This window comes from Bifidobacterium simiiventris (genome assembly GCF_019331715.1).
GTDB classification, from domain to species: Bacteria; Actinomycetota; Actinomycetes; order Actinomycetales; family Bifidobacteriaceae; genus Bifidobacterium; species Bifidobacterium simiiventris.
In genome coordinates this window covers 227632-249783 of record NZ_JAHBBG010000003.1, presented here as the reverse complement: position 1 = coordinate 249783, position 22152 = coordinate 227632, and the positions used below count along the sequence as shown (strand labels likewise).

The 22152-nt window shown below is 62.5% G+C and carries 26 protein-coding genes; 4 read left to right on the top strand and 22 right to left on the bottom strand.

The annotated features are described in order from the left end of the window. Position 1: 1 nt before the first annotated feature. The 18 genes from rplF to KIH76_RS05140 form a co-directional block, all read right to left on the bottom strand. Positions 2 to 541 (bottom strand): 50S ribosomal protein L6, encoded by a 540-nt coding sequence (gene rplF / locus KIH76_RS05225; RefSeq protein ID WP_152357689.1) that lies wholly within the window; start codon positions 539 to 541, stop codon positions 2 to 4. A gap of 17 nt (positions 542 to 558) precedes the next feature. Continuing rightward, positions 559 to 957, bottom strand: coding sequence for a 30S ribosomal protein S8 (gene rpsH / locus KIH76_RS05220; RefSeq protein ID WP_214372515.1), 399 nt, complete (start codon positions 955 to 957; stop codon positions 559 to 561). Positions 958 to 1052: 95 nt separating this feature from the next. Further along, a complete protein-coding gene (locus tag KIH76_RS05215; RefSeq protein ID WP_003808046.1) occupies positions 1053 to 1238 on the bottom strand; it encodes a type Z 30S ribosomal protein S14 in 186 nt (61 codons plus the stop codon). Between the two features lies 1 nt (position 1239). Then, on the bottom strand, positions 1240 to 1812 hold the full coding sequence (rplE, locus tag KIH76_RS05210; protein WP_163232115.1) for a 50S ribosomal protein L5: 573 nt from the start codon (positions 1810 to 1812) through the stop codon (positions 1240 to 1242). Then, positions 1809 to 2144, bottom strand: coding sequence for a 50S ribosomal protein L24 (rplX, locus tag KIH76_RS05205; RefSeq protein ID WP_094730276.1), 336 nt, complete (start codon positions 2142 to 2144; stop codon positions 1809 to 1811). The genes rplE and rplX overlap by 4 nt, the downstream gene beginning before the upstream one ends. Before the next feature lies 1 nt (position 2145). Continuing rightward, entirely contained in the window at positions 2146 to 2514 is a 369-nt protein-coding gene (rplN, locus tag KIH76_RS05200) for a 50S ribosomal protein L14 (RefSeq protein ID WP_152357685.1), read from the bottom strand. Positions 2515 to 2605: 91 nt separating this feature from the next. Then, entirely contained in the window at positions 2606 to 2866 is a 261-nt protein-coding gene (gene rpsQ / locus KIH76_RS05195; RefSeq protein WP_033493921.1) for a 30S ribosomal protein S17, read from the bottom strand. Continuing rightward, positions 2866 to 3123: a 50S ribosomal protein L29 gene (rpmC, locus tag KIH76_RS05190; RefSeq protein ID WP_094730273.1), complete on the bottom strand. Its 258-nt coding sequence runs from the start codon at positions 3121 to 3123 to the stop codon at positions 2866 to 2868. The genes rpsQ and rpmC overlap by 1 nt, the downstream gene beginning before the upstream one ends. Further along, positions 3123 to 3542, bottom strand: coding sequence for a 50S ribosomal protein L16 (rplP, locus tag KIH76_RS05185; protein ID WP_094730272.1), 420 nt, complete (start codon positions 3540 to 3542; stop codon positions 3123 to 3125). Before rplP ends, rpmC begins: the two co-directional genes overlap by 1 nt. Positions 3543 to 3546: 4 nt before the next feature. After that, entirely contained in the window at positions 3547 to 4359 is an 813-nt protein-coding gene (rpsC, locus tag KIH76_RS05180) for a 30S ribosomal protein S3 (protein WP_214372517.1), read from the bottom strand. A gap of 2 nt (positions 4360 to 4361) precedes the next feature. Beyond that, positions 4362 to 4721: a 50S ribosomal protein L22 gene (gene rplV, locus KIH76_RS05175; protein WP_033493913.1), complete on the bottom strand. Its 360-nt coding sequence runs from the start codon at positions 4719 to 4721 to the stop codon at positions 4362 to 4364. A 17-nt stretch (positions 4722 to 4738) separates the two neighbouring features. Continuing rightward, positions 4739 to 5017, bottom strand: coding sequence for a 30S ribosomal protein S19 (rpsS, locus tag KIH76_RS05170; RefSeq protein ID WP_015450968.1), 279 nt, complete (start codon positions 5015 to 5017; stop codon positions 4739 to 4741). 15 nt (positions 5018 to 5032) lie between these two features. Then, entirely contained in the window at positions 5033 to 5863 is an 831-nt protein-coding gene (rplB, locus tag KIH76_RS05165) for a 50S ribosomal protein L2 (protein ID WP_219069666.1), read from the bottom strand. Between the two features lie 36 nt (positions 5864 to 5899). Continuing rightward, a complete protein-coding gene (gene rplW, locus KIH76_RS05160; protein ID WP_219069664.1) occupies positions 5900 to 6196 on the bottom strand; it encodes a 50S ribosomal protein L23 in 297 nt (98 codons plus the stop codon). A gap of 6 nt (positions 6197 to 6202) precedes the next feature. Then, positions 6203 to 6868: a 50S ribosomal protein L4 gene (gene rplD / locus KIH76_RS05155; protein WP_163232126.1), complete on the bottom strand. Its 666-nt coding sequence runs from the start codon at positions 6866 to 6868 to the stop codon at positions 6203 to 6205. A 17-nt stretch (positions 6869 to 6885) separates the two neighbouring features. Then, on the bottom strand, positions 6886 to 7533 hold the full coding sequence (gene rplC, locus KIH76_RS05150; protein ID WP_219069662.1) for a 50S ribosomal protein L3: 648 nt from the start codon (positions 7531 to 7533) through the stop codon (positions 6886 to 6888). Between the two features lie 17 nt (positions 7534 to 7550). Continuing rightward, positions 7551 to 7859, bottom strand: coding sequence for a 30S ribosomal protein S10 (rpsJ, locus tag KIH76_RS05145; RefSeq protein WP_003808013.1), 309 nt, complete (start codon positions 7857 to 7859; stop codon positions 7551 to 7553). Between the two features lie 490 nt (positions 7860 to 8349). Then, entirely contained in the window at positions 8350 to 9315 is a 966-nt protein-coding gene (locus KIH76_RS05140; RefSeq protein WP_219069660.1) for a type IV toxin-antitoxin system AbiEi family antitoxin domain-containing protein, read from the bottom strand. A 171-nt stretch (positions 9316 to 9486) separates the two neighbouring features. Between KIH76_RS05140 and KIH76_RS05135 the strand changes: the two genes are divergently transcribed. Together KIH76_RS05135 and budA are read left to right on the top strand one after the other, a co-directional pair. Further along, positions 9487 to 10305 carry a YwiC-like family protein gene (locus KIH76_RS05135; protein WP_219069658.1) on the top strand — a complete coding sequence of 273 codons (819 nt, stop codon included), beginning with the start codon at positions 9487 to 9489 and terminating at the stop codon, positions 10303 to 10305. A 112-nt stretch (positions 10306 to 10417) separates the two neighbouring features. Next, positions 10418 to 11179: an acetolactate decarboxylase gene (gene budA, locus KIH76_RS05130; protein WP_214372522.1), complete on the top strand. Its 762-nt coding sequence runs from the start codon at positions 10418 to 10420 to the stop codon at positions 11177 to 11179. Between the two features lie 145 nt (positions 11180 to 11324). Here the strand turns inward: budA and adhE are convergent, their stop codons facing one another. Further along, positions 11325 to 14057, bottom strand: coding sequence for a bifunctional acetaldehyde-CoA/alcohol dehydrogenase (adhE, locus tag KIH76_RS05125; RefSeq protein ID WP_219069656.1), 2733 nt, complete (start codon positions 14055 to 14057; stop codon positions 11325 to 11327). 425 nt (positions 14058 to 14482) lie between these two features. Here adhE and KIH76_RS05120 point away from each other — a divergent pair, with 425 nt between their 5' ends. After that, on the top strand, positions 14483 to 15745 hold the full coding sequence (locus KIH76_RS05120; protein ID WP_214372525.1) for an ROK family transcriptional regulator: 1263 nt from the start codon (positions 14483 to 14485) through the stop codon (positions 15743 to 15745). Positions 15746 to 15825: 80 nt separating this feature from the next. Next, positions 15826 to 18444 carry a glycogen debranching protein GlgX gene (gene glgX, locus KIH76_RS05115; protein WP_214372526.1) on the top strand — a complete coding sequence of 873 codons (2619 nt, stop codon included), beginning with the start codon at positions 15826 to 15828 and terminating at the stop codon, positions 18442 to 18444. A 91-nt stretch (positions 18445 to 18535) separates the two neighbouring features. On the opposite strand, the gene rpsI is transcribed toward glgX, so the two are convergent. The 3 genes from rpsI to malQ form a co-directional block, all read right to left on the bottom strand. Next, positions 18536 to 19027, bottom strand: a complete 492-nt coding sequence (gene rpsI / locus KIH76_RS05110; RefSeq protein WP_214372528.1) for a 30S ribosomal protein S9 — start codon at positions 19025 to 19027, stop codon at positions 18536 to 18538. Positions 19028 to 19047: 20 nt separating this feature from the next. Then, positions 19048 to 19497, bottom strand: coding sequence for a 50S ribosomal protein L13 (rplM, locus tag KIH76_RS05105; RefSeq protein ID WP_214372531.1), 450 nt, complete (start codon positions 19495 to 19497; stop codon positions 19048 to 19050). A 366-nt stretch (positions 19498 to 19863) separates the two neighbouring features. Further along, positions 19864 to 22026, bottom strand: coding sequence for a 4-alpha-glucanotransferase (gene malQ / locus KIH76_RS05100; RefSeq protein WP_219069654.1), 2163 nt, complete (start codon positions 22024 to 22026; stop codon positions 19864 to 19866). Positions 22027 to 22152 lie beyond the last annotated feature (126 nt).

The window sequence follows — 22152 nt, the reverse complement described above, 5'->3', positions numbered from 1 at the left end:
ATCACTTACCAGCCTTTCCAGCCTTGCGCAGGATGTGCTCGTCAGCGTACTTGATGCCCTTGCCCTTGTAGGGTTCCGGAGCACGAAGCTTGCGGATGTTGGCCGCAGCCTGGCCGACAGCCTGCTTGTCGGTGCCCTTGACGATCACCGTGTTGGCGTTCGGGACCTCGAACTCGATGCCTTCGGCCGGATCCACGGTGATGGTGTGGGAGTAACCGAGAGCGAACTCGATGCTCTTGCCCTTGAGGGTGGCGCGGTAACCGGTACCAACGATCTGCAGGGTCTTGGCGTAGCCTTCGTGCACGCCCTTGACCATGCTGGCGACGATGGCGCGGGCCAGACCGTGCTTGGCACGGGTCGGACGCAGGTCATCGGCCGGGGTGAGGACGATCTCGTTGCCCTCGACCACAGCGGTGATGCCTTCAGGAATGACGTAGGAGTCGGAACCCTTCGCGCCCTTGGCCGAGAAGTTCTGACCGTCGATAGTGACTTCCACGCCGGCCGGGATGGCGACGGGGAGCTTACCAATATGCGATGCCATGATCTAGCTCTCCTTTCTCACCACACGAAAGCGACGATTTCGCCGCCGATGCCCCGGTCGAGGCATTCCTTCTGGGTCATCAATCCCGAGCTGGTCGAGATGATGGCGATACCGAGACCACCGAGCGGCATCGGCAGCGCGTCGGACTTCGCGTAGCGACGCAGGCCCGGCTTGGAAATGCGCTTGATGCCCTGGATGGAGCGCTCGCCGTTCGGACCGTACTTGAGGGTGACCTCAAGAGTCTGGCCGACCTTGGCTTCCTTGGCGGTGAAGTCCTTGATGTAGCCTTCACGCTTCAGGATCTCGGCGATGTTCGCCTTGAACTTGGAGTACGGCATGTCCACGGTCTCGTGCTTTGCCGCGCTCGCATTACGCAGACGCGTAAGCATGTCTGCGATAGGATCTGTCATTGTCATTTGGGCTGTTGCCCTTTCTCGCTATGGTTTCCGCCGCCCTCACGCCCGGCCATGATGGCACGAGCGATCGGGCCGCGGACCTTCAGCGTCGATGTTTACCAACTGGACTTCGTAACGCCGGGCAGCTCGCCGCGGTGAGCCTTCTCGCGAAGGCAGATGCGGCACAGGCCGAACTTGCGGTAGACGGAGTGGGGACGACCACAAACCTGGCAGCGCGTGTAAGCGCGAACCTTGAACTTCGGCTTGGCGGCCGCCTTGTTCTTCAGAGCGGTTTTTGCCATATCAGTTCTCCTTGAAGGGGAAGCCGAGGTGCTTGAGGAGCACGGAAGCTTCCTTGTCGTCCTTGGTGGAGGTCACCACGGTGATGTCCATACCACGCTGGTGATCGATCGAATCCGGATCGATCTCGTGGAACATGGACTGCTCGGTGAGACCAAAGTTGTAGTTGCCCTGGCCGTCGAACTGCTTGCCGTTGATGCCGCGGAAATCGCGGATACGCGGCAGAGCCAGGGTCAGCAGACGATCCAGGAACTCCCACATGCGGTCGCCACGCAGGGTGACGTACGCACCGATGGCCTGGCCCTCACGCAGGTGGAACTGCGCGACGGACTTCTTGGCCTTGGTGATCTTCGGCTTCTGGCCGGTGATCAGGGTGAGATCCTTGACCGCGCCTTCGATGAGCTTGGAGTCGCGGGCAGCGGCACCGACGCCCATGGAGACGACGACCTTCTGGATGCGGGCCACCTGCATCGGGTTGGAGTAGTTGAACTCCTTCTCGAGCTCGGGGATGATGACCTCGTTGTACTTCTGCTTCAGGCGCGGGGTCGCCGGCGCCTCAACGGTCGTATCGGTCATGCCAGCTCCTTTCCGGACTTCTTGGCCACGCGCACGCGCACGGTCTTCACCTTGCCGTCACGAGCCTCTTCCTTCACCACAACGCCCACGCGGGTCGGCTGCTTGGTCTCCGGGTCGATCAGCATCACGTTGGAGCGATGGATCGGAGCCTCGACGGAGACGATGCCGGACTGCTGGCCCTGCTGCGTGGCGCGGACGTGCTTCTTGACGATCTGCACGCCCTCGACGATCAGACGATCGTCGGCCAGCACACGGGTGACCTTGCCTTCCTTGCCCTTGTCCTTGCCGCGAATGACCTTGACCAGGTCGCCGCTCTTGATCTTGGCTACCATGTCAGATCACCTCCGGAGCGAGGGACACGATACGCATGAAGCGCTTGTCGCGCAGCTCACGAGCGATCGGTCCGAAGATACGAGTGCCCTTCGGTTCACGGCCGGAGCCGAGAATGACGGCGGCGTTCTCGTCGAACTTGATGTAGGAGCCGTCCACACGACGGTGCTCCTTGACGGTGCGGACGACGACGGCCTTGACCACGTCGCCCTTCTTGACCGAGCCGCCAGGGATCGCGTCCTTGACGGAGGCGACGATCACGTCGCCCAGATCGGCATAGCGTCGCTTCGATCCGCCGAGCACGCGGATGCAGAGGAGTTCCTTCGCACCCGTGTTGTCGGCGACATGAAGCCGCGTTTCCTGCTGAATCATTGATTCTCCTTAGCCGAGCTGGTTCTCCCCGAGCACCCCGCCCACCTGTACTAGCATGGGCGGGGTGACTCGCGGAGCCTTGCCGAACTTGTTACTTAGCGCGCTCGATGATGGATTCGAGACGCCAACGCTTGGTCTTGCTCAGGGGCCGAGTCTCCATAATACTCACGAGGTCGCCAACGTGCGCGTCGTTGTGTTCATCATGGGCCTTGACCTTCTTGGTGGAACGAACGACCTTGCCGTACAGCGGGTGGGTCGAACGCTGCTCGAGCTCGACGGTGATCGTCTTGTCCATCGCTTCGGACACGACGTAACCGCGACGAACCTTGCGGAAGTTACGCTCTTCAGCCATTAGTTCTCCTCAGCTTTCGTATCGGATGCCTCGGGCGCCTGGCTGATGCCGAGCTCACGCTCGCGCAGGACGGTGTACATCCTGGCGATGTCGTGCTTGACCGCCTTGAGGCGGGCAGTGTTGTCGAGCTGACCGGTCGCGTGCTGGAAGCGCAGGTTGAACAGCTCTTCCTTCGACTTCTTGAGGAAACCTTCGATCTCCTCGTTGGTCTTCTCGTTCAGATTCTTGATTGCATATTCAGCGGTACCGACTGCCATCAGATATCACCACCTTCACGAGCGATAATGCGGCACTTCATCGGGAGCTTGTCGATGGCGCGGCGCAGGGCCTCGCGAGCGACGTCCTCGGAAACGCCACCGATCTCGAACATCACGCGGCCCGGACGCACGTTGGCGATCCAGAACTCCGGGGTGCCCTTACCGGAACCCATTCGGGTGCCCAGCGGCTTCTTGGTCAGCGGGCGATCCGGGAAGATCGTGATCCACACACGGCCGCCACGCTTGATGTAACGGGTCATGGCGATACGGGCGGCCTCGATCTGACGGTTGGTCACGTAGGCCGGCGCGAGCGCCTGAATACCGAAATCGCCGAACGCGATCTCGTTGCCGCCCTTGGACATGCCAGAGCGGACCGGACGATGCTGCTTGCGGTACTTAGTCCTCTTCGGGATAAGCATCAGTTCACTCCTTCGTTTCCGTTGCGGCAGGAGCCTCAGCGGCGGCGGTCTCGGCCTTCGGGGCCTCGGCCTGCTGCTGGGCGGCAGCGTTGCGGTTGCCACGGCGCGGGCGGCGATCGCCACCACGGCGGCCCGGGCGGCTGTTCTGCTGCGCCTGCTGCTGCTCTTCGAACTCACGCTCGGTCATGTCGCCCTTGTAGATCCACACCTTGACGCCGATGCGGCCGTAGGTGGTCTTGGCCTCGAAGAAGCCGTAATCGATCAGGGCGCGCAGGGTCTGCAGCGGAACGCGACCCTCGCGGTAGAACTCCGAACGGCTCATTTCCGCACCGCCGAGACGGCCGGAGAGCTTGATACGGATGCCCTTGGCGCCGGCGCGCATCGCGTCCTGCTGAGCCTTGCGCATCGCGCGACGGAAGGTCACGCGGTTGGTCAGCTGTTCGGCGATGCCCTGAGCGACGAGCTGGGCGTCCAGAGCGGCGTTCTTGACCTCGAAGATGTTGAGCTGGACCTGCTTGCCAGTGAGCTTCTCGAGCTTGGCGCGAACCTTCTCGGCTTCGGCGCCACGGCGGCCGATCACGATGCCCGGACGGGCGGTGTGGATGTCCACACGCACGCGGTCGCGGGTGCGCTCGATGACGATGCGGGACACGCCCGCACGCTCGAGGTCCTTGTTCATTTCCTTGCGGATCTTGTCATCCTCGAGGACGAAGTCGCTGTAGCGCTCGCCAGGCTTGTTGGAATCGGAGAACCACTTGGAACGATGGTTTTCAGTGATGCCCAGACGATAGCCAAAGGGATTGATCTTCTGACCCATCTTTAGCGGGCTCCTTCCTTGGTAGCGACAACGACCGTGATGTGGGAGGTGCGCTTGTTGATACGAGCGGCACGGCCCTGGGCGCGGGCGCGGAAACGCTTGAGCGTCACGCCTTCGTCCACATAGGTCTCCTTGATGACCAGATCGTTCTCGCGGAACGGCTCGCCGGCCTTGTCGGCCTTGACGCGAGCGTTGGCGATGGCGCTCTCGAGGACCTTGCGCACCGGGAGGGACGCGTCCTGAGGAGCGAACTTGAGGATGGTGACGGCTTCGGTCGCCTGCTTGCCGCGGATGAGGTCGACCATGCGGCGAGCCTTGCGCGGCGTCACGCGGACGTGACGAGCGATTGCTTTAGCTTCCATGTTCTATTCCTTATCCTTTAGCGGCGGGCCTTCTTGTCGTCCTTCACATGACCCTTGAAGGTCTTGGTCGGGGCGAACTCACCGAGCTTGTGACCGACCATGGCCTCGGTGACGAACACCGGGACATGCTTGCGGCCATCGTGAACAGCGAACGTGTGTCCGATGAAATCAGGGGTGATCATCGAACGGCGGGACCACGTCTTGATGACGTTGTGGGTGCCCTTCTCGTTCTGCTCGTCGACTTTCTTCTGCAGGTGGGCGTCGACGAAGGGGCCCTTCTTGATGCTACGAGTCATCTACTCGACACTCCCTTACTTGCGGTTCTTACCATTCGGACGACGACGAACAATCATCTTGTTCGAAGCCTTCTTCGGACGGCGAGTACGAACTTCGCCCTTGCCCCACGGAGACACCGGCGGCTTACCACCGCGGGTACGACCACCGTGCGGGTGATCGACCGGGTTCATGGACTCACCACGAGTCCACGGACGCTTGCCGATCCAGCGGGCGCGGCCGGCCTTGCCGAGCTGGATGTTGGCGTGATCGGAGTTGCCGACCTCACCAACGGTCGCGCGGCAGCGGGCGTCGACGTTGCGGATTTCGCCGGACGGCATACGCAGCTGGGCGTAGGCGCCATCCTTGGCGACGAGCTGAACGGCGGCGCCGGCGGAACGCGCGATCTTCGCGCCGCCCAGCGGCTTGAGCTCGATGGCGTGGACCACGGTACCGGTCGGGATGTTCTTCAGCGGCAGGTTGTTGCCCGGCTTGATATCGGCGTTCTCGCCGGTCTCGATGCGGTCACCCTGCTTGACGCCCTCCGGAGCGATGATGTAGCGCTTCTCGCCGTCGGCGTAGTGCAGCAGCGCGATGCGGGCGGAACGGTTCGGATCGTACTCGATGTGAGCGACGGTAGCCGGCACGCCGTCCTTGTCCCAACGACGGAAGTCGATGAGACGGTAGGCGCGCTTGTGGCCGCCACCGCGGTGACGGGAGGTCATACGACCGTAGGAGTTGCGACCGCCGGTCTTGGTCAGCTTGCGAACCAGCGACTTCTCAGGCGTGGAGCGCGTCAGATCGGAGAAGTCCGAGACAGACGCGTTACGGCGGCCAGCAGTCGTCGGCTTATAAACGCGGATAGCCATAATATAGTTCTTCCTTTAACTTTTCTCGGCTAGCCTTCAGTTGCCGAAGATGTCGATCGTCTGGCCCTCGGCGACGGTCACGATCGCACGCTTCTGGGAAACGCGCTGGCCGAAGCCGAAACGGGTGCGCTTGCGCTTGCCGTCACGGTTGAGGGTGTTGACGTTCGTCACCTTCACCTTGAAGATCTCTTCGATAGCCTGCTTGATCTGCACCTTGTTCGCGTCCGGGGCCACCACGAAGGTGTACTGGCCACGATCGGAGAGCGCGTAGCTCTTCTCGGAGACGACAGGCTTGAGGATGACGTCGTGTGCGGGCTTGTGGATTGCGACCATTTAAGATCAGTCCTCCTTCGCGGCCGGCTCGGTCTTGCCCGCGAGGAAAGCGTCGAGGCCTTCCTGGGTGAAGACGACATACTGAGCCGTGACCACATCGTACGTGTTGAGCTGATCGGCGAAGATCGGGTGGACGGTCGGGATGTTGCGGACCGACAGCCACTCGTTGATGTTCTCGCGGGACAGCACCACGGTGGTGAACTTGTTCTCGGTGATCGGGGACAGCGCGGCGACGGCGGCCTTGGTGGACGGGGTATCGGTGATACCGAAGTTCACCACGGCAACGCGGCCGGCGTTCGCACGATCGGACAGGACGTAGCGCAGGGCCGCGGCCTTCATCTTCTTGGGGGTGCGCTGCGAGTAGTCGCGCGGCTGCGGACCGAACACGGTGCCGCCGTGGTACCACTGCGGGGCGCGGATGGAGCCCTGGCGGGCACGACCGGTGCCCTTCTGCTTCCACGGCTTCTTGCCGCCGCCGGAGACCATGCCACGAGTCTTGGTGGCGTGGGTGCCAGCGCGGGCAGCAGCGAGCTGAGCCACAACGACCTGGTGGATCAGCGGGACGCGGGAGGCGACCTCTTCGGCGGTGTGGCCGAAGATCTCAGCCGGGACCTCGACGGTGCCGGTGGTAGCGCCCTGGGCGTCAGACACGTTCAGAGTAACGTTTGCCATGATTGATCAGACTCCCCTTACTTCACTGCCGTGCGGACGAGAACGATGCCGCCCTTCGGGCCCGGGATCGCACCCTTGATGGCGAGAATGCTGTTCTCGGCATCCGCGGACATGACGGTCAAGCCCTGAGCGGTCGCGGTCACGTGACCCATGCGGCCGGCCATACGCTTGCCCTTGAGAATACGGCTCGGGGTCGCGCATGCGCCGACAGAGCCGGGGCGACGCTCGTTCTTGTGAGAGCCGTGAGAACGACGGTAGGACTTGAAGCCCCAGCGCTTGATGGTGCCGGCGAAGCCCTTGCCCTTGGTGGTGCCGGTGACGTCGACTTCAGAGCCTTCCGGGAAGAAGTCGATGGACAGCTCCTGGCCCGGCTCGTACTCGGCGGCGTCCTCGGTGCGCACCTCAACGAGGTGGCGGCGCGGGGTCACGCCAGCCTTGGCGAAGTGGCCGGCGAGCGGCTTGGTCACCTTGGTGGGATCGATCTGGCCGTAGCCGATCTGAACGGCCTTGTAGCCGTCGGTCTCTTCGGACTTGACGGCGGTCACCACGTTGGTGGACACATCAACGAGGGTGACGGGGACGAAGAAACCGTTCTCGTCCCAGACCTGAGTCATGCCGAGCTTCTTGCCCAGCAGAGCCTTGTGGCTACCTCTCTGCGAAGTCATAGTGGTTCCCTCCTCCCTTACAGCTTGATCTCGATGTTGACATCTGCGGGCAGATCAATGTGCATCAGGGAGTCCACGGCCTTCGGGGTCGGGTCCACGATGTCGATGAGGCGCTTGTGAGTGCGCATCTCGAAGTGCTCGCGAGAATCCTTATACTTGTGAGGAGAACGAATAACAACAAAGACGTTCTTCTCGGTCGGGAGCGGAACCGGGCCAACCACAGTTGCGCCCGCGTTCGTCACCGTTTCGACGATCTTCTTCGCCGATTGGTCGATGACCTCGTGGTCATAGGACTTAAGCCTGATGCGGATTTTCTGTCCCGCCATTGCCGTCCGCCCTTTCTAGCGATTCGTGTACTGTTTACCAGCCTGCTTCTAGGGCACCGGCGGACTTGGCCGCAGCAAGAGACACCCTCTGCAGGGTGATCCTTGTGGCCAAACCACATCAGTGCGCGGCATTCGGGCTTCCACTCACGTGGGTTTCCGTTCCGCGCTCGCTTTTTTGATTCCAATTTGCGAGCCCAAATCAGGCAACTTGTTTATTAAAGCACTAGGCATGGCCTTATGGAGTTCGGGCGTGTCGCGCCGTTTGTGTTCCTTCGTGCCGTCCATCTTTTCGGCTCTTATCACCGATCAGCCGTGGTTCGCAATGGTGGGTATATATGGACTCAAAAACCGGCTGAATACCGTTGGTGGGTATATCTGGACTAGTTGGAACCGTATCAGCCGTCTAACTAGTCCAGATACACTTTATATTGTGCGGTCCAATTTCACCCACCAATGGGATCAGTGAGCCCCGGCATCGGCGATCCGGCCGTCATACCCCGACCCGGGGCACCCCGGCCTTCATCAGCTTCTCCACCAGCATCCGACGCCGATATGCCTCGGAAAACGAAAACCGAACCACCTCATCCGCCCGCAGCCGGATCCTCTCCTCCCGTTCTTTCTCCGCGATGATCGTATCCGGCAGACTGCCGTTCACATACATGGACGGATCACGGTACTTCACCCGTCCGTCAAGTTCCGCCACAATGAACCGGCCGTCCGCCGTATGCCACGCGAAATCAACCCGGTCATAACGGGTTGCGTCATCGGGATGCGCGACGGTCTCCTGCACACGCGGCGCGGCGAATCCCTCCTCGATCATGACGCCGTAAGCGTACGCTTCCCCGCCATTGTCCGTGCCGCCGGGCGCCTGCTCCACCGCCAACAGCGCCCGCGAACGCCAGCGCCCCGGCAACGACAGGCAATGCGTCCGCATCTCGTCGCGCGTCATCATCCTCTGCCGCAACACCGATTCGACCAGACCGATTCCATCGGGAAAATCCACGTGCCGCAGGCAATCGAACACGGTACGGCCCAGCGGCGTGACCCGTACCCCGTCCGTCATCGCATACCGCGCATACTCATCCTCCGGCACCAAGCAATACCGGAACGGGCCTCGATCCCCGCCGTGGCGTCTCTTATCCATTGCGATATGGAACACGCCGAGATGCCGTATCGAATCGCTGATCCCATACATCACGGCAGCGGTCATGCCACCGAACACCCAGTCGGGATGCAGCACCGCCAATGTTCGCGCCACCCATCGGTACCGTTCCACCGGATCCAACGAATTCCACGTTTCGACGCGCGCGAAACAGCCATCGACGACGCACACCAGATCACCTGACTTCACCCGCCGACGCAGGGATTGACGTTCGGATTGCGTCCGACCCCACACGCATAACCGTCGCCGTTCATGATCCATGCATCGCTCGATCAGTGCCGTATTCGCTTTCATGGTCGTACTGTATCGGCTTCGACCTCGACACTGAATCAATTTCGAGGCATGTGGTCGAATGGTCGGCTGTTATCCACATCCGGCGTGTCTATCCACATTTTTTGTGGATAACCGAAATCGACCGTCCACCATCGCTGGCGGGTCGGATCACACGCCCATACGATATGGACCATGACCACGCCAACCACCCGATCCGCCCCGAACCACCGCCACACCACGCCACGCGACTGGATTCCCGACCAGCCCGGCGCATGGGCGATGGCGATCCTGCCCACGCTGGCCGGCATGATCGTCGGCGGCGCGAACACGGCCACCGTCTGGCTGCTCATCGCATGGATCCTGTGCTACTGCGTTCAGTTCACCGCCGCACGATGGCTCAAATCACGGTTCGCACGCCGCTACCTACCGCCGACCGTCATATATACGGTATTGCTCGCCGCGATCGGCCTGCCGTTCGTAGCCCTCCACCCGACGATCCTGTGGTGGGCGCCGCTGTACATCGCGCTGGCCGGACTGTCGTTCGCTGCCGCATGGCTACGCCGCGAACGCACGCTCTGGGGCAATGCGGTCGCGATCCTCGCCGCCTGCACGATGGCAATGGTCGTCGGCTCGTTCGGCAATCATGCAGCCGACGCCCGGATCCCGGCGCTCGCCAACGGCGGGTTACCCGCGGCCGTGGTGTTTCTGCTCGCACAGTTCGGTTCGGTGCTGTTCGTGAAGACGATGATCCGCGAACGCGGCAATGCCGGATACCTGTGGGCGTCGTGGATCTGGCATGGCGTACTGCTGGCGGCGGCGTTCGGACTATGGGGATTGCTGGGGTTCGGCCGCCTGTTCGCGATGTTGACTATCACCTGCGCGTGGCTGATGATGCGGGCGGTCGCGATGCCGTTGGTCGCGCGGCGACGCGCGGTCAGGCCGATTGCCGTCGGCCTGGTCGAAATGGTGTCGAGCCTGCTGGTGTTCGCAGCCGTGGTGATGACGTTCTGAACGATCGGTCGACACGAATCGCGTCTATGAGACCCTGTGATCCGCGTCACGGTTGCGGCGAACGGTGAGATGGCCGTTGAATCGTGCCGTCGGGCTTTCTATCGTGTGTCCCGTGACACAATCGCGCGGCTCCCAGATCAGACCCATCACGGCGCACAATGCCAACCAGTTGTACCAGCACGGCACGCTCGCGCTGCTCGTGCCTGGACTGCTGGAGGGCACGACGACCATCGGCGAACTACTCACGCATGGCGACACCGGCATCGGCACGGGTGAGGGACTCGACGGCGAGCTCATCATCCTTGACGGCGTGGCATACAAAGTCGGTAGCACCGGCGTGGCCGAACGCGTGCCGGACGATTTCACGATGCCGTTCGCGAACGTGCATCACGCCGCGTTCCAGTACCAGTGCGAGCGCTCGGACATCGGTCTCAAGGAACTCAACAAGCGCATCGTGGAGGCAAACGGGCGTGCGAACACGTTCTTTTCGGTGATTGTGCGCGGCACGTTCAGTTTCATGAAAACCCGCGCGGTGATCAAGCAGCAGGCTCCGTACCCGACGCTGGTGGAGGTGGCCGACCGGCAGGCAACGTTCCTGCGGCACGACGTGCAGGGCACGATGCTCGGCTATTTTTCGCCGGTGATGTTCCATGGCGCGGCGGTGGCCGGGTTCCACGAACATTTTCTGTCCGACGACCGCACGTTCGGCGGGCATGTGCTGGATGCGGTGCTCGATCACGGCAAGATCTACAGTCAGGTGTTCGATACGCTGGTGCAGCATCTGCCGGTGGATGATCCTGGATACCGCGAGCATGATTTCAGCAATGATCCGATTGCCGAGGCGATCACCAGCGCGGAAGGCGACACGAAGTAACGGCTCACGGGATGGAATTGACCCGATTATATCCGTCGCGTGAACCAGAAAGACCTCGCATGATCAACGCTCAGGCCACGAATACACAAGAGGGAGCCCGCCCGAGATGGGCGAACTCCCTCAGTGCCTGATCAGACATTCAGTCTCAGACGCGCTCGGAGGCTTCCTCCGTGGCAGCCACGCCTTCGCGCTCGACGCGGATGCGGTGGCCTTCGGCCTGCGGCACGCCGTAGTACGCGGCGATGGCGATGTCCTTCATGTCCTCGATCTGCGGGATGCGCGGGTTCGCGGGGGCGCACTGGTCCTCGTAGGCGCGCATGCCGATCTGGTCGAGCACGCTCCAGAAGTAGTCCTCGTCCACACCGCAATCCTGGAAGCTCTTGTTCATGCCGAGCTTGTTGTCGCGGTAGTCCTCGACGGCCTTCGCCAGGTTCTCGACGGCTTCGGCCGGAGTCTTGCCCGGGTCGATGCCGAGGTTGATGGCGATGTCGCGGTAGCGCTCGTCGGCGATGTACTTGTTGTACTTCGGCCACGAGGTCGGCTCCTCCGGCACCTGGCCGTTGTAACGGATCACGTACGGCAGCAGGATGGAGTTGGTGCGGCCGTGGGCGACATGGCACAGCGCGCCGATGGTGTGCGCCATGCCGTGGCACATGCCGAGGAACGCGGAGCCGAACGCCATGCCGGCCATGGTGGCGGCATTGTGCATCTTCTCCTGTGCCTTGGTCTTCTCCAGGCCCGGCTCGCCGTTGACGGACTCGGCCAGGTTGTCCCAGATGAGCTTGGCCGCGTGCAGCGCCATGCCGTCGGTGAAGTCGTTCGCGTAGACGGAGACGTACGCCTCGAACGAGTGGGTCAGGGCGTCGAATCCGGCGTCGGACGCGAGCTTGCGCGGCTGGGTGCGGGCGAGCACCGGGTCGACGATCGCGACGGACGGGGTGAGCGCGTAGTCGGTGATCGGGTACTTGTAACCGGTCTTGTGGTCGGTGATCACGGCGAACGGCGTGACTTCGGAACCAGTGCCGGACGAGGTCGGGATGCACACGAGCTTGGCCTTCTTGCCCAGCGGCGGGATCTTGAAGGCGCGCTTGCGGATATCGAAGAACTTCTCACGAACGTCGGAGAAGGAGATTTCCGGGTGCTCGTACAGCAGCCACATGATCTTGGCCGCGTCCATCGGGGAACCGCCGCCGACCGCGATGATCGTGTCCGGCTCGAATTCCTCGCGCATCATCTCGGCACCGCGCTCGACGGTCTCGACCGAGGGCTCCGGCTCGACGTAGTCGATGATGCGGAAGGTGACGCGGTTGGCGCGGGCACGCAGCTGGTCGATGACCTTGTCGACGATGCCGAGCTGCTCCATGACCTTGTCGCACACGATGACGGCCTTCTCGATGCCGTACATGTCGCGCAGGTACTTGATGGCGTTCGGCTCGAAGTAGGTCTTGGCCGGGATCTTGAACCACTGCATGTTGTTGTTCCTCCGAGCGATGCGCTTGATGTTGAGCAGGTTGACCGCCTGCACGTTGCCGGACACCGAGTTGCCGCCGTAGGAGCCGCAGCCGAGGGTGAGCGACGGGGCGATGGCGTTGTAGATGTCGCCGACGCCGCCGAGCGAGCTCGGGGAGTTCCAGATGATGCGACAGGCGTGCATTCTGAGGCCGTATTCACGCACGAGCGCCTCGTTGTTGGTGTGGATGGCGGCAGTGTGACCGGCGCCGAGCTTGAGCATGGCCTCGCACATCTCAAACGCCTGCTCTTTGTTGTCGGCCTTGAGCACAGCGTGCACCGGGGCGAGCTTCTCGTGAGTGAGCGGCTCGTTGTCGGAGACCTCAGAGCATTCGGCGGCGATGATGGTCGCGTCGGCCGGGATCTCGAAGCCGGCGGCCTTGGCGATGTACTGCGGGGACTTGCCCGGCACCACGGAGTTAAGCTTCGGGGTGCCGCCGGAGAATGCGGTGCAACCGAACATGTACTGCTCGAGCTTGGCCTTCTCCTCGTCGTTGACGAAGTACGCCTTGCGGCGCTTGAGTTCCTTGACCAGCGGATCGTAGATGTCCTTGTGTGCGATGATGGCCTGCTCGGTGGCGCAGATCATGCCGTAGTCGAAGTGCTTGGACAGGATCAGGTCGTTCGCGGCGCGCACGATGTCCACATCGGAGTCAACGTAGGCCGGGGCGTTGCCGGCGCCGACGCCGAGGGCCGGCTTGCCGGAGGAGTATGCGGCCTTGACCATGCCCGGGCCGCCGGTGGCGAGGATGGTGGCGACGCCGTCGTGCTTCATGAGCGCGCCGGTGGCTTCGATGGACGGGTGCTCGATCCACTGGATGCAGTCGGCCGGGGCGCCGGCCTCGATGGCCGCGTCACGCACGATGCGGGCGGCTTCGGCGGAGCACTTCTGCGCGAACGGGTGGAAGCCGAAGATGATCGGGCAGCGGGTCTTGAGCGCGATGAGCGACTTGAAGATGGTGGTGGAGGTCGGGTTGGTGACCGGGGTGACGCCGGCGACGACGCCGACCGGCTCGGCGATCTCGTCGATGCCCATGACGTCGTCCTCGCGGATCACGCCGACGGTGCGCTGGCCCGCCAGGTAGTTAGTGACATGCTCGCACGCGAAGATGTTCTTGGTGGCCTTGTCTTCCACGAGACCACGGCCGGTCTCGTCGACGGCCATCTTCGCGAGCACGAGGTGCTTGTTCAGCGCGGCGATGGACGCCTTGGCGACGATGCGGTCGACCTGCTTCTGGTCGAGCTTCTCGAACTCGGTGAGGGCCTTGAGACCCTTCTTGACGAGCGCGTCGACCTCGGCCTCGGCGGCCGCCTTCTTCTCTTCAGGGGTCGGCTTGGTGGGGGCCTCAGCCTGCTGTGCTTCTGCCATGAATCCTCCTTGACTTGCTCGGAGCAACTTATTCCCGCCACGTCAACGACCGGGCTGCCGGTCGCATGGCACCCTCTATGAGCTGCCGTTCTGTGGCCTACGTCACAATGTACCGAACGGACGTTCGCATCGCACACGCACACAAACAGCGGCGTTTCATGTGCTTTTTTGTCTTGTTTTTGTTCGTTATAAGGTCGATTTATGACAAGTTGGCAACAAAATCGGGTTTTTCGCAACCTTTTGTTCACTTTTTCCATCGATATCACAAGTGAGCTCACATCCGGCAGAATCAACTTTAGAAAAACAACTTTATATAAGTTTAACCTTCACACCAAGTTACATAAAACTGCTTTTATAAAGTATGCTTGTTATCCACAACCACGCCACCGAACAACCACCCAACCGCGAGGCCAGCAATGACAACGATGCCATCAGCGACGATCAGGACACAGAACCAAACCGCCATCATCCATCACCTCTATCAGCACCATCAAGCCACCAAACTCGAGCTGATGCAGTCGCTGAACCTCAGCAGCCCCACGGTCACGCAAAACCTACGTGACCTGACCGCCGGCGGCATCGTCTCCCCCGGCGCACTGCAGCAGTCCACCGGCGGGCGCAAGGCACGAGCCTTCATCTTCAACCCGAACCACCGACTTGCGATCGGCGTCGCACCCACACCGACCGCCGTAACGTTACGGGCGATCAATCTGTACGGAGCAACGGTCGCCGATCTCAGCCGCACGCTCCCCTATCGCAACGACGCCGCCTACTGGCAGCGGGTCGGCATCATCGTCAATGAATTTGCCGCAAACGTTACCAAGTCCACCAATCACAATGCAGACGGACCAGCAGACAACGATCGCACGATACTCGGCATCGGTCTATGTCTGCGCACCCCGGCAGCTACGCCGCTCGCCCAGACCGCGCATTATCCGTGCGCCACGATCCACTACGCGGACGCATCGGCCACCGCCGAAGCATGGTTCGACCCGACGCTCGACGATGCGATCTGCGTCTATCTCGACCGGCAGCCCAGTGGCTCGCTGATCATCGGCGGACGGCTGCACCAGCCGACGAGCAGAGCGGCCGATGCCATGAACGACAACGGCACCGCGATCGCGCATCGCAACGGCACGATCGAACACATGACGCTCGTACCAGGAGGCCGCGAATGTACGTGCGGCAGACGAGGCTGCATGAGCGCGTACTGTTCGCCGCAAACGTTGCCAGAGGACTACGAAAGCATCCCCGGCTTCTTCAGTGTGCTCGAACAAGGCGAGACGCATCACCGCGAACGTATGAACGAGTGGCTGGACTATGTGGCACAGGCCATCGCGAACGCCCGCACCATCGTGGCAGGCGACGTGATCGTCGGCGGCGAGGCGGCGCAGTATCTCGATGACAACGATATCGCCGAACTGACGCGACGCGTGATCGCGAGGTCGGGCGAACGGCACATGACGCGAACGACGGACGCGGCGACGACAACGATGTCATCACCGACAGCAACAGCGAACCGGGCACAGCCAACGACGGTCCTCACACCAATGGCGGCGGCCTTCGACCTCGATCCCATGCCGGAGCCATTCACCTTGCGCATCAGCCGCGCCGACGACCGGCTGCACGTGACCGGCGCGGCACTCGGCTTCGTGCAACGGTACATGCACCGACTCGCCGGCATCTGACACGGCCATTCGGCGGCCGCAACGTCTCCTCGCCAAATCGCGCCATATCCCCGCTAAATCAACACGGCTACAATGGGTGTATGAAACACGCGATCCCCCAGCGGTATGCGATACCTCACCGCTATGCAACGAGGCCGGGCCTGTACTTCACCGAGGACGGTGGGGCGGACGCCGTGGTGCGTTCCGAAACCGCCGACCAGATCTGGCTGTGCGTCTACGAACCGGTCGACCAGCCGACCAAATTCTTCAACGGGGCGATCCGCATCTTCGACGATTCAGCAACCCCGTTCATCAACGAGATCCACGAACATGCGGTATGCACGCGCATCATCGAGTCAATGTACGTGCGCGAGACGCTGTTCCGCATGGAAGGGCCGAATTACGGCCTGTGGTACGTGCACCTTCCGAAGGCATGGGACGGTATGCGCTACGCCTACCGTGCGGACGGCGCGTGGGACCCGAAACATGGCTTGCGGTTCAACCCGTACAAGCTGCTGCTCGACCCGTACGGCAAAGGCATCGACGGGCGGATGGAGCTGGATCCGGCCGCATTCTCGTACCGGTGCGAAATCGGCGAGGACCACAAGGTGCGAGGTTCGGCGTTCGGCGAGATGAGCACGGTGGACGCGCTCGGCAAGATGCCGGTGTCGGTCGCGATCGACGACCGTGATGCGACCAAGCATGACGGCGACCCGGTGCATCCGCATGTGCCGTGGAGCAAGACCGTGCTCTACGAGCTGCACGTCAAAGGCTTCACGAAGAACGCGCCGTGGCTGCCGCCCGAACTGCGCGGCACATATGCCGGCCTCGCGCATCCGATAACGTTGGCATACCTGCAGGGGCTCGGCGTCACGTCGATCGAGTTGCTGCCGATCCAGGCCAAGCAGGACGAGCTGTTCCTGCAGGAGCGCGACCGGCACAACTATTGGGGGTATTCGACGCTCGGCTACTTCGCTCCCGAGCCGTCGTACGCCACCGCCGAGGCTCGCGCGAAGGGCGCGTCGGCCGTGCGCGACGAGGTCATCAACATGGTGAACGCGCTGCACGAGGCCGGTTTCGAAGTCATCATGGACGTGGTCTACAACCATACTTGCGAAGGCGGCATCGAAGGCCCGACGGTCTGCTGGCGAGGCTTCGACCCGATCTCGTACTACCGACGCCAGCGCAACAACGTCGGCCGGCTCGAAGACACGACCGGCTGCGGCAACACGTTCGACTTCACGAACACGCATGTGGTAACGTTCGCAATCGACTCGCTACGGTACTGGGCGAAACGCATCGGCATCGACGGCTTCCGATTCGATCTGGCCGCCTCACTCGCCCGACTCGACGGCGACTTCACCAAGCACCACCCGTTCCTGTACGCGTTGCGATCCGATCTGCTGCTCGGCAATCTCAAGCTCATCATGGAACCGTGGGATCTCGGCCCGCAAGGCTGGCGCACCGGCGGCTTCGGCATGCCGTTCAGCGAGTGGAACGACCGGTTCCGCGATACGGTGCGCAAGTTCTGGCTGACCGACACGCAGCCGGGCGCGGGCGGCAGTATCGGCATGCAGGAGATGGCTACGCGACTGTGCGGTTCGGCTGACCTGTTCGCCACCGATCCGGGGCGCGGCTGCGTCGCGTCGATCAACTATGTCGCCTGTCACGACGGGTTCACGCTCACCGACCTGACGCGTTACGTGAGCAAGCATAACGAGTCCAACGGCGAGAACAACATGGACGGCTCGAATACGAACCATTCCGTGAACTTCGGCGTGGAGGGGCCGACCAAGGAACCCGCGATCGAACGCAACCGAGAGCGGGCCGCCATGAACATGCTCGGCACGCTCATGCTCTCGCTCGGCACGCCGATGATGCTCGCCGGCGACGAGTTCCGCAACACGCAGAACGGCAACAACAACGCGTACGCGCAGGACAACGACATCACCTGGCTTGACTGGGACTGGCTGTACCAAACCAAGAAAACGCCGGAAATGCGCCGCTTGGAAACGGTGTCGCGACTCATCGCGATCCGCAAGTCGCTTGACCTGTACCATCACGAGGAGTTCTTCACCCGGCTCACGCAGCTCGGCCTGTTCAGGCCGTCGAGCCGCGTGCAATGGTATCTGTCGGACGGCACGACGCCGATGGAACGAGACTGGTTCGACACGAGCGTGCGATCGTTTGCGATGCGGCTGCTATCGGCCGACGAGGCGGACATCCTGATCGTGATCAACGGCGTGGACCGCGACATGCAGTTCCGGCTGCCGTCCGACTGCGAGTGGCGGTGCGAGTGGAGTTCCAGCGTGGTGTGCGACGTGCGGCCGGCGCAGGGACTGTTCACACAGCGGCTCAATCCGCGCGACTATGACGATACGAACTGGACGGTGGTCGTGGACGAGCGGGATCCGATTCACGAGTTGGTCGAGGTGGTGCAGGCCGAGCTGCGTCGGCAGGAGAAGCTGGACATACCACGCGAGGTGGCGCTGGGGACGATCGGTAATGCGACGACCGATGCCGCGACTACGGCCGGATCGGCGACTGGATCGGCGATCGGATCGTCCGATGATGCGCATGCGATCGCACATGACGCCGCTGTGTCCACCGATAATCCGGCCTCGTCCAAGGACGATGCCGCGCAGTCCGACACAACAGGTGATATCGATCTGTGGACGATCCCCGCGCTCAGCATCAGCGTCATGCGCAAGATCCAGTGATCCGCGTCCGGCACGCGCCGCCCGCATACGAAGAAGACCCTCGCACCGAACGGTACGAGGGTCTTCGTATAAGCGGCAAAACCGCGAAGGCTTAACGCTTCGAGAACTGCGGAGCGCGGCGAGCCTTGTGCAGACCGGCCTTCTTGCGCTCGACGACGCGGGCGTCGCGAGTCAGCATGCCAGCCTTCTTCAGGGTGGCGCGGTTCGTGTCGCGGTCGATGGCGTTCAGGGCGCGGGCCACGCCGAGACGGATGGCGCCGGCCTGGCCGGTGGTGCCACCGCCGTCAACGAGGACGACGACGTCGAACTTGCCTTCGAGCTTGAGCAGGACGATCGGGGAGTTGACCTCACGCTGCTGCAGCTTGGACGGGAAGTACTCCTCCAGGGTGCGGCCGTTGATGGTCCACTTGCCGGTGCCCGGGATCAGACGCACGCGGGCGACGGCTTCCTTGCGACGGCCGGTGCCGTAGCCCGGAGCGATCGCGGAGGTGCCGGTGCCAGCGCCAGCGTTGGTCTCGGTGGTGTACGAGGTGAGCTCCTCTTCGGTTGCCTGAACCGCGGAGTCGTTGGTGTTTTCAGCCATGATTCTTATCTCCCTTCGGTTCACTTAGCCTGCTGCGAGATCTGAGCGATCTCGAAAACCTGCGGCTTCTGCGGGGTGTGCGGGTGCTCGGCGCCACGGAAGATGTGGAGACGGTCCAGCTGCACCTTGGACAGACGGTTCTTCGGCAGCATGCCCTTGACGGCAGCCAGGATGATGCGCTCCGGCTTGTTGGCGAGGAGCTGAGCGTAGGTGTCGCGACGCAGACCGCCCGGGCGGCCGGAGTGCGAGTAGAGTTCCTTGCCCAGCTTGTTGCCGGTCAGAGCGATCTTGTCGGCGTTGATGATGATGACGTGGTTACCGGAATCGGCGTGCGGCGCGTAGGTCGGCTTGTTCTTGCCGCGCAGCAGCGTGGCGGCCTGAGTGGCCAGACGGCCGAGAACAACGTCGGTGGCGTCGATGATGTACCAGTCGTGAGTCAGATCAGCTGGCTTCGGAGTGAAAGTTTTCACTGGTGTACCTTTTCTTAACTATTGTGTTCCGGGTTTCGGCTGCTCGATCGTGCGCTTGGTTAGGGCGCGCGAGGCGAGAGGCTTCGACCTCATTATCCGTGGGCTCCCTGAAAGTCCTCGATGGCGAGTGGGAAAGCGCTTTGAAGGACCCCTTAGGGAAACACAACAATCTACTAGTGTATCGCCGGCCTTGACATTATGCCGGGCGTGTTGCGCACCGGTTCCGTATATGCAAAAGTGCCATTTCGAGAGAAGCGATAGCCGGGACAGAGAAAATCTCCGACGGAGAACGACCTCCAGAAGATTTCTCGACTTGGCTACCGCCTCGTTCGGAATGGCACCGCTGATGAAACGTGCGACGCGCGCTCAGCCGCGCATGATGGCGGTGAGCTGCTGCAGCTTGGCGTTGTCAAAGAGCTGTTCGAGCGGAACGACGTTACCATCGCCGTCGGCCAGCGGGATGCGCCAGTTCGGGTACTCGTTGTTGGTGCCCGGCTGGTTCTGCGCACGCTTCTCCCCCACGGCGTCGGTGATCGACGCGGCGAGCAGCTTGCACGGCGAATCCTGCAGCGCGCGGTACATGGCCTCGATGATCTGCCATTCGTTGGCCTGTTCGTCAGCCAGCAACGACTCATCCAGATAGCCGTTCTTGACGAGCATGTCCATCATCGCCTTGTGCTCGGCCTGTGCGGACTGCTCGAACTCTTCCTTCGGCCCGCTCAGCAGTCCCAGCTGTTCACGCAGCTTGACGTGCTCGTACTCGAGGTAGCCGGCGACCGGCGGCAGATCGTGCGTGTTGACCGAGGCGAGCGCGTACGGACGCCAGTCGACCGGCGGACGGAACGTGCCGTCGAACTGCTCGAACCATTCGACCGCGCAGCCGAGGATACCGTGCGAGGACAGTGCACTGGCGACATAACTCGGCACCACGCCGAGATCCTCGCCAACGACCACGCCGCCGGCACGCTTGGCTTCCAACGCGAGGATGCCGAGCATGATGTCGTAGTCGTAATGCACATACGTGGCATCGGTCGCAGACCTGCCGTCCGGAATCCACCACAGACGGAACAGACCGAGAATATGGTCGATACGCACCGCTCCGGCCTGACGGAACATACCGTGCACCATGTCGCGGTACGTGCGGTAGCCGGTGTTCTCCAGATCGATCGGGCTCAGCGGCGGCTGGCTCCAATCCTGACCCTGCTGGTTGAACATGTCCGGCGGGGCGCCCACGGTCGCGCCCTTGGCGAAGCGCTCCGGGTTCCACCACACGTCGGAGCCGAGCGGGTGCACACCCACGGCCATATCGGACATGACGCCGATGCGCATGCCGGCCTTGCGGGCGGCCTCCTGTGCGGCCTCAAGCTGGCCGACGGCGATCCATTCGAGCCAGCGGTAGAAGTCGAGCGTGTCCGGGTACTGCTCGCGCAGCGCCTTGATCTCGGGCGAGTCCTTGGTGAACTTGCGCTCCCAGTTGTCGGGGTCGGCGCTCGGCGCGCCCCACTTGTCGTAGCACAGGCACCACGTGGCGTAGGACTCGAGTTCGCCGCCCTGCTCCTGCTTGTAGGCATCGAACTCCGCCTGGCGCTCGGCGTTGCGGCCGGCCTTGAAGATCAGCCACAACGCACCCATCTTGGCGCGCCACATCGCGTCGCGGTCGATGAGCTGGGAGTCGCCGTTGAGTGGCTCGACCTGCGCGTGCAGCTCGCGCACCTGTGCGGCTACCGTTTCGCTGAGCCTGCCGTATTCCTCGATCGACTCGGGGCGAATGTACGTGAAGTTGACGAAACGGCGCGACACCGGCAGGTACGGCGACGGGGTGAGCGGGGAGACCGGCTCGGCCGCGTGCAACGGATTGACGAGGATGAAGTCGGCGCCGGTCTTGGCCTTGGCATCGACCAGCATGCGCTTGAGATCCTCGTAGTCGCCCACACCCCACGATTCGGATGAGCGGATCGAGTACAGCTGCGCCATCCATCCCCACAGATGGCCGTGCTCCATCTCGTCGAGCATCTCGACCTTTTCGGGAGCGCTGATGAGCGTCGCGTCCTGCGTGCGGTCGCCGACGGTGATGTGCAGCGTGTGATAGCCCAGCGGCAGGTCAGCCGGCAGCACAACCGCCGCGGTCGCGATGAACTTGCCGTTGATCACGTACGCCTGCGAACCGTCGCCAGGGCCGACCTCCAGCTTGCCGTATTCCTCGCCGCTCTCGAGCGTGAGCGAGGCCTTCGGCACGGCAAGGATCGGCGTGTTGATCAGTGCGGTGTCTTCGCGTCCGGCGACATGCAGCACGGTGGGGCTGATGAGCCGGCCGTGACGCTCGTCAAGGATGCGACGCGTGGAGGCGGTGATCGATTCGTCGTTGGAGGCATCGATGCCCAAGGCGGCGAGCACGGCGACCAGGACATCGTCTTCGATTTCGTGGTAGTCATCAGACATGCCGACGTAGCTGGTGGCGACGCCGACGAGCTTCGCAAGGCGAATCAGGGGGCGGGCGAGGCGCTCGGCACTTTCTGTTCTCTCAGTCATAGTCCTTAGTCTATGCCCCGGCATGGCGCGCCACGCACGCCAAAACGCCCAAAACGCCGATCTTCGTCAAATGTTAGCCTTAACAATCGTCTCATAACGGGATTCCGCCATGTGGACAGCCCTCCC

Coding starts and splice junctions, on each gene's coding strand:
- rplC (WP_219069662.1), bottom strand. CDS start 7,533: ATGACTTCGCAGAGAGGTAGCCACAAGGCTCTGCTGGGCAAGAAGCTC.
- rplB (WP_219069666.1), bottom strand. CDS start 5,863: ATGGCTATCCGCGTTTATAAGCCGACGACTGCTGGCCGCCGTAACGCG.
- KIH76_RS05215 (WP_003808046.1), bottom strand. CDS start 1,238: ATGGCAAAAACCGCTCTGAAGAACAAGGCGGCCGCCAAGCCGAAGTTC.
- KIH76_RS05140 (WP_219069660.1), bottom strand. CDS start 9,315: ATGAAAGCGAATACGGCACTGATCGAGCGATGCATGGATCATGAACGG.
- rpsI (WP_214372528.1), bottom strand. CDS start 19,027: ATGGCTGAAAACACCAACGACTCCGCGGTTCAGGCAACCGAAGAGGAG.
- KIH76_RS05135 (WP_219069658.1), top strand. CDS start 9,487: ATGACCACGCCAACCACCCGATCCGCCCCGAACCACCGCCACACCACG.
- malQ (WP_219069654.1), bottom strand. CDS start 22,026: ATGACTGAGAGAACAGAAAGTGCCGAGCGCCTCGCCCGCCCCCTGATT.
- rpsQ (WP_033493921.1), bottom strand. CDS start 2,866: ATGGCTGAAGAGCGTAACTTCCGCAAGGTTCGTCGCGGTTACGTCGTG.
- rplV (WP_033493913.1), bottom strand. CDS start 4,721: ATGGAAGCTAAAGCAATCGCTCGTCACGTCCGCGTGACGCCGCGCAAG.
- rpsS (WP_015450968.1), bottom strand. CDS start 5,017: ATGACTCGTAGCATCAAGAAGGGCCCCTTCGTCGACGCCCACCTGCAG.
- rplN (WP_152357685.1), bottom strand. CDS start 2,514: ATGATTCAGCAGGAAACGCGGCTTCATGTCGCCGACAACACGGGTGCG.
- glgX (WP_214372526.1), top strand. CDS start 15,826: ATGAAACACGCGATCCCCCAGCGGTATGCGATACCTCACCGCTATGCA.
- rplE (WP_163232115.1), bottom strand. CDS start 1,812: ATGACCGATACGACCGTTGAGGCGCCGGCGACCCCGCGCCTGAAGCAG.
- adhE (WP_219069656.1), bottom strand. CDS start 14,057: ATGGCAGAAGCACAGCAGGCTGAGGCCCCCACCAAGCCGACCCCTGAA.
- rplX (WP_094730276.1), bottom strand. CDS start 2,144: ATGGTAGCCAAGATCAAGAGCGGCGACCTGGTCAAGGTCATTCGCGGC.
- rplD (WP_163232126.1), bottom strand. CDS start 6,868: ATGGCAAACGTTACTCTGAACGTGTCTGACGCCCAGGGCGCTACCACC.
- rplF (WP_152357689.1), bottom strand. CDS start 541: ATGGCATCGCATATTGGTAAGCTCCCCGTCGCCATCCCGGCCGGCGTG.
- rpsJ (WP_003808013.1), bottom strand. CDS start 7,859: ATGGCGGGACAGAAAATCCGCATCAGGCTTAAGTCCTATGACCACGAG.
- KIH76_RS05120 (WP_214372525.1), top strand. CDS start 14,483: ATGCCATCAGCGACGATCAGGACACAGAACCAAACCGCCATCATCCAT.
- rplW (WP_219069664.1), bottom strand. CDS start 6,196: ATGGTCGCAATCCACAAGCCCGCACACGACGTCATCCTCAAGCCTGTC.
- rplP (WP_094730272.1), bottom strand. CDS start 3,542: ATGCTTATCCCGAAGAGGACTAAGTACCGCAAGCAGCATCGTCCGGTC.
- rpmC (WP_094730273.1), bottom strand. CDS start 3,123: ATGGCAGTCGGTACCGCTGAATATGCAATCAAGAATCTGAACGAGAAG.
- rpsH (WP_214372515.1), bottom strand. CDS start 957: ATGACAATGACAGATCCTATCGCAGACATGCTTACGCGTCTGCGTAAT.
- rpsC (WP_214372517.1), bottom strand. CDS start 4,359: ATGGGTCAGAAGATCAATCCCTTTGGCTATCGTCTGGGCATCACTGAA.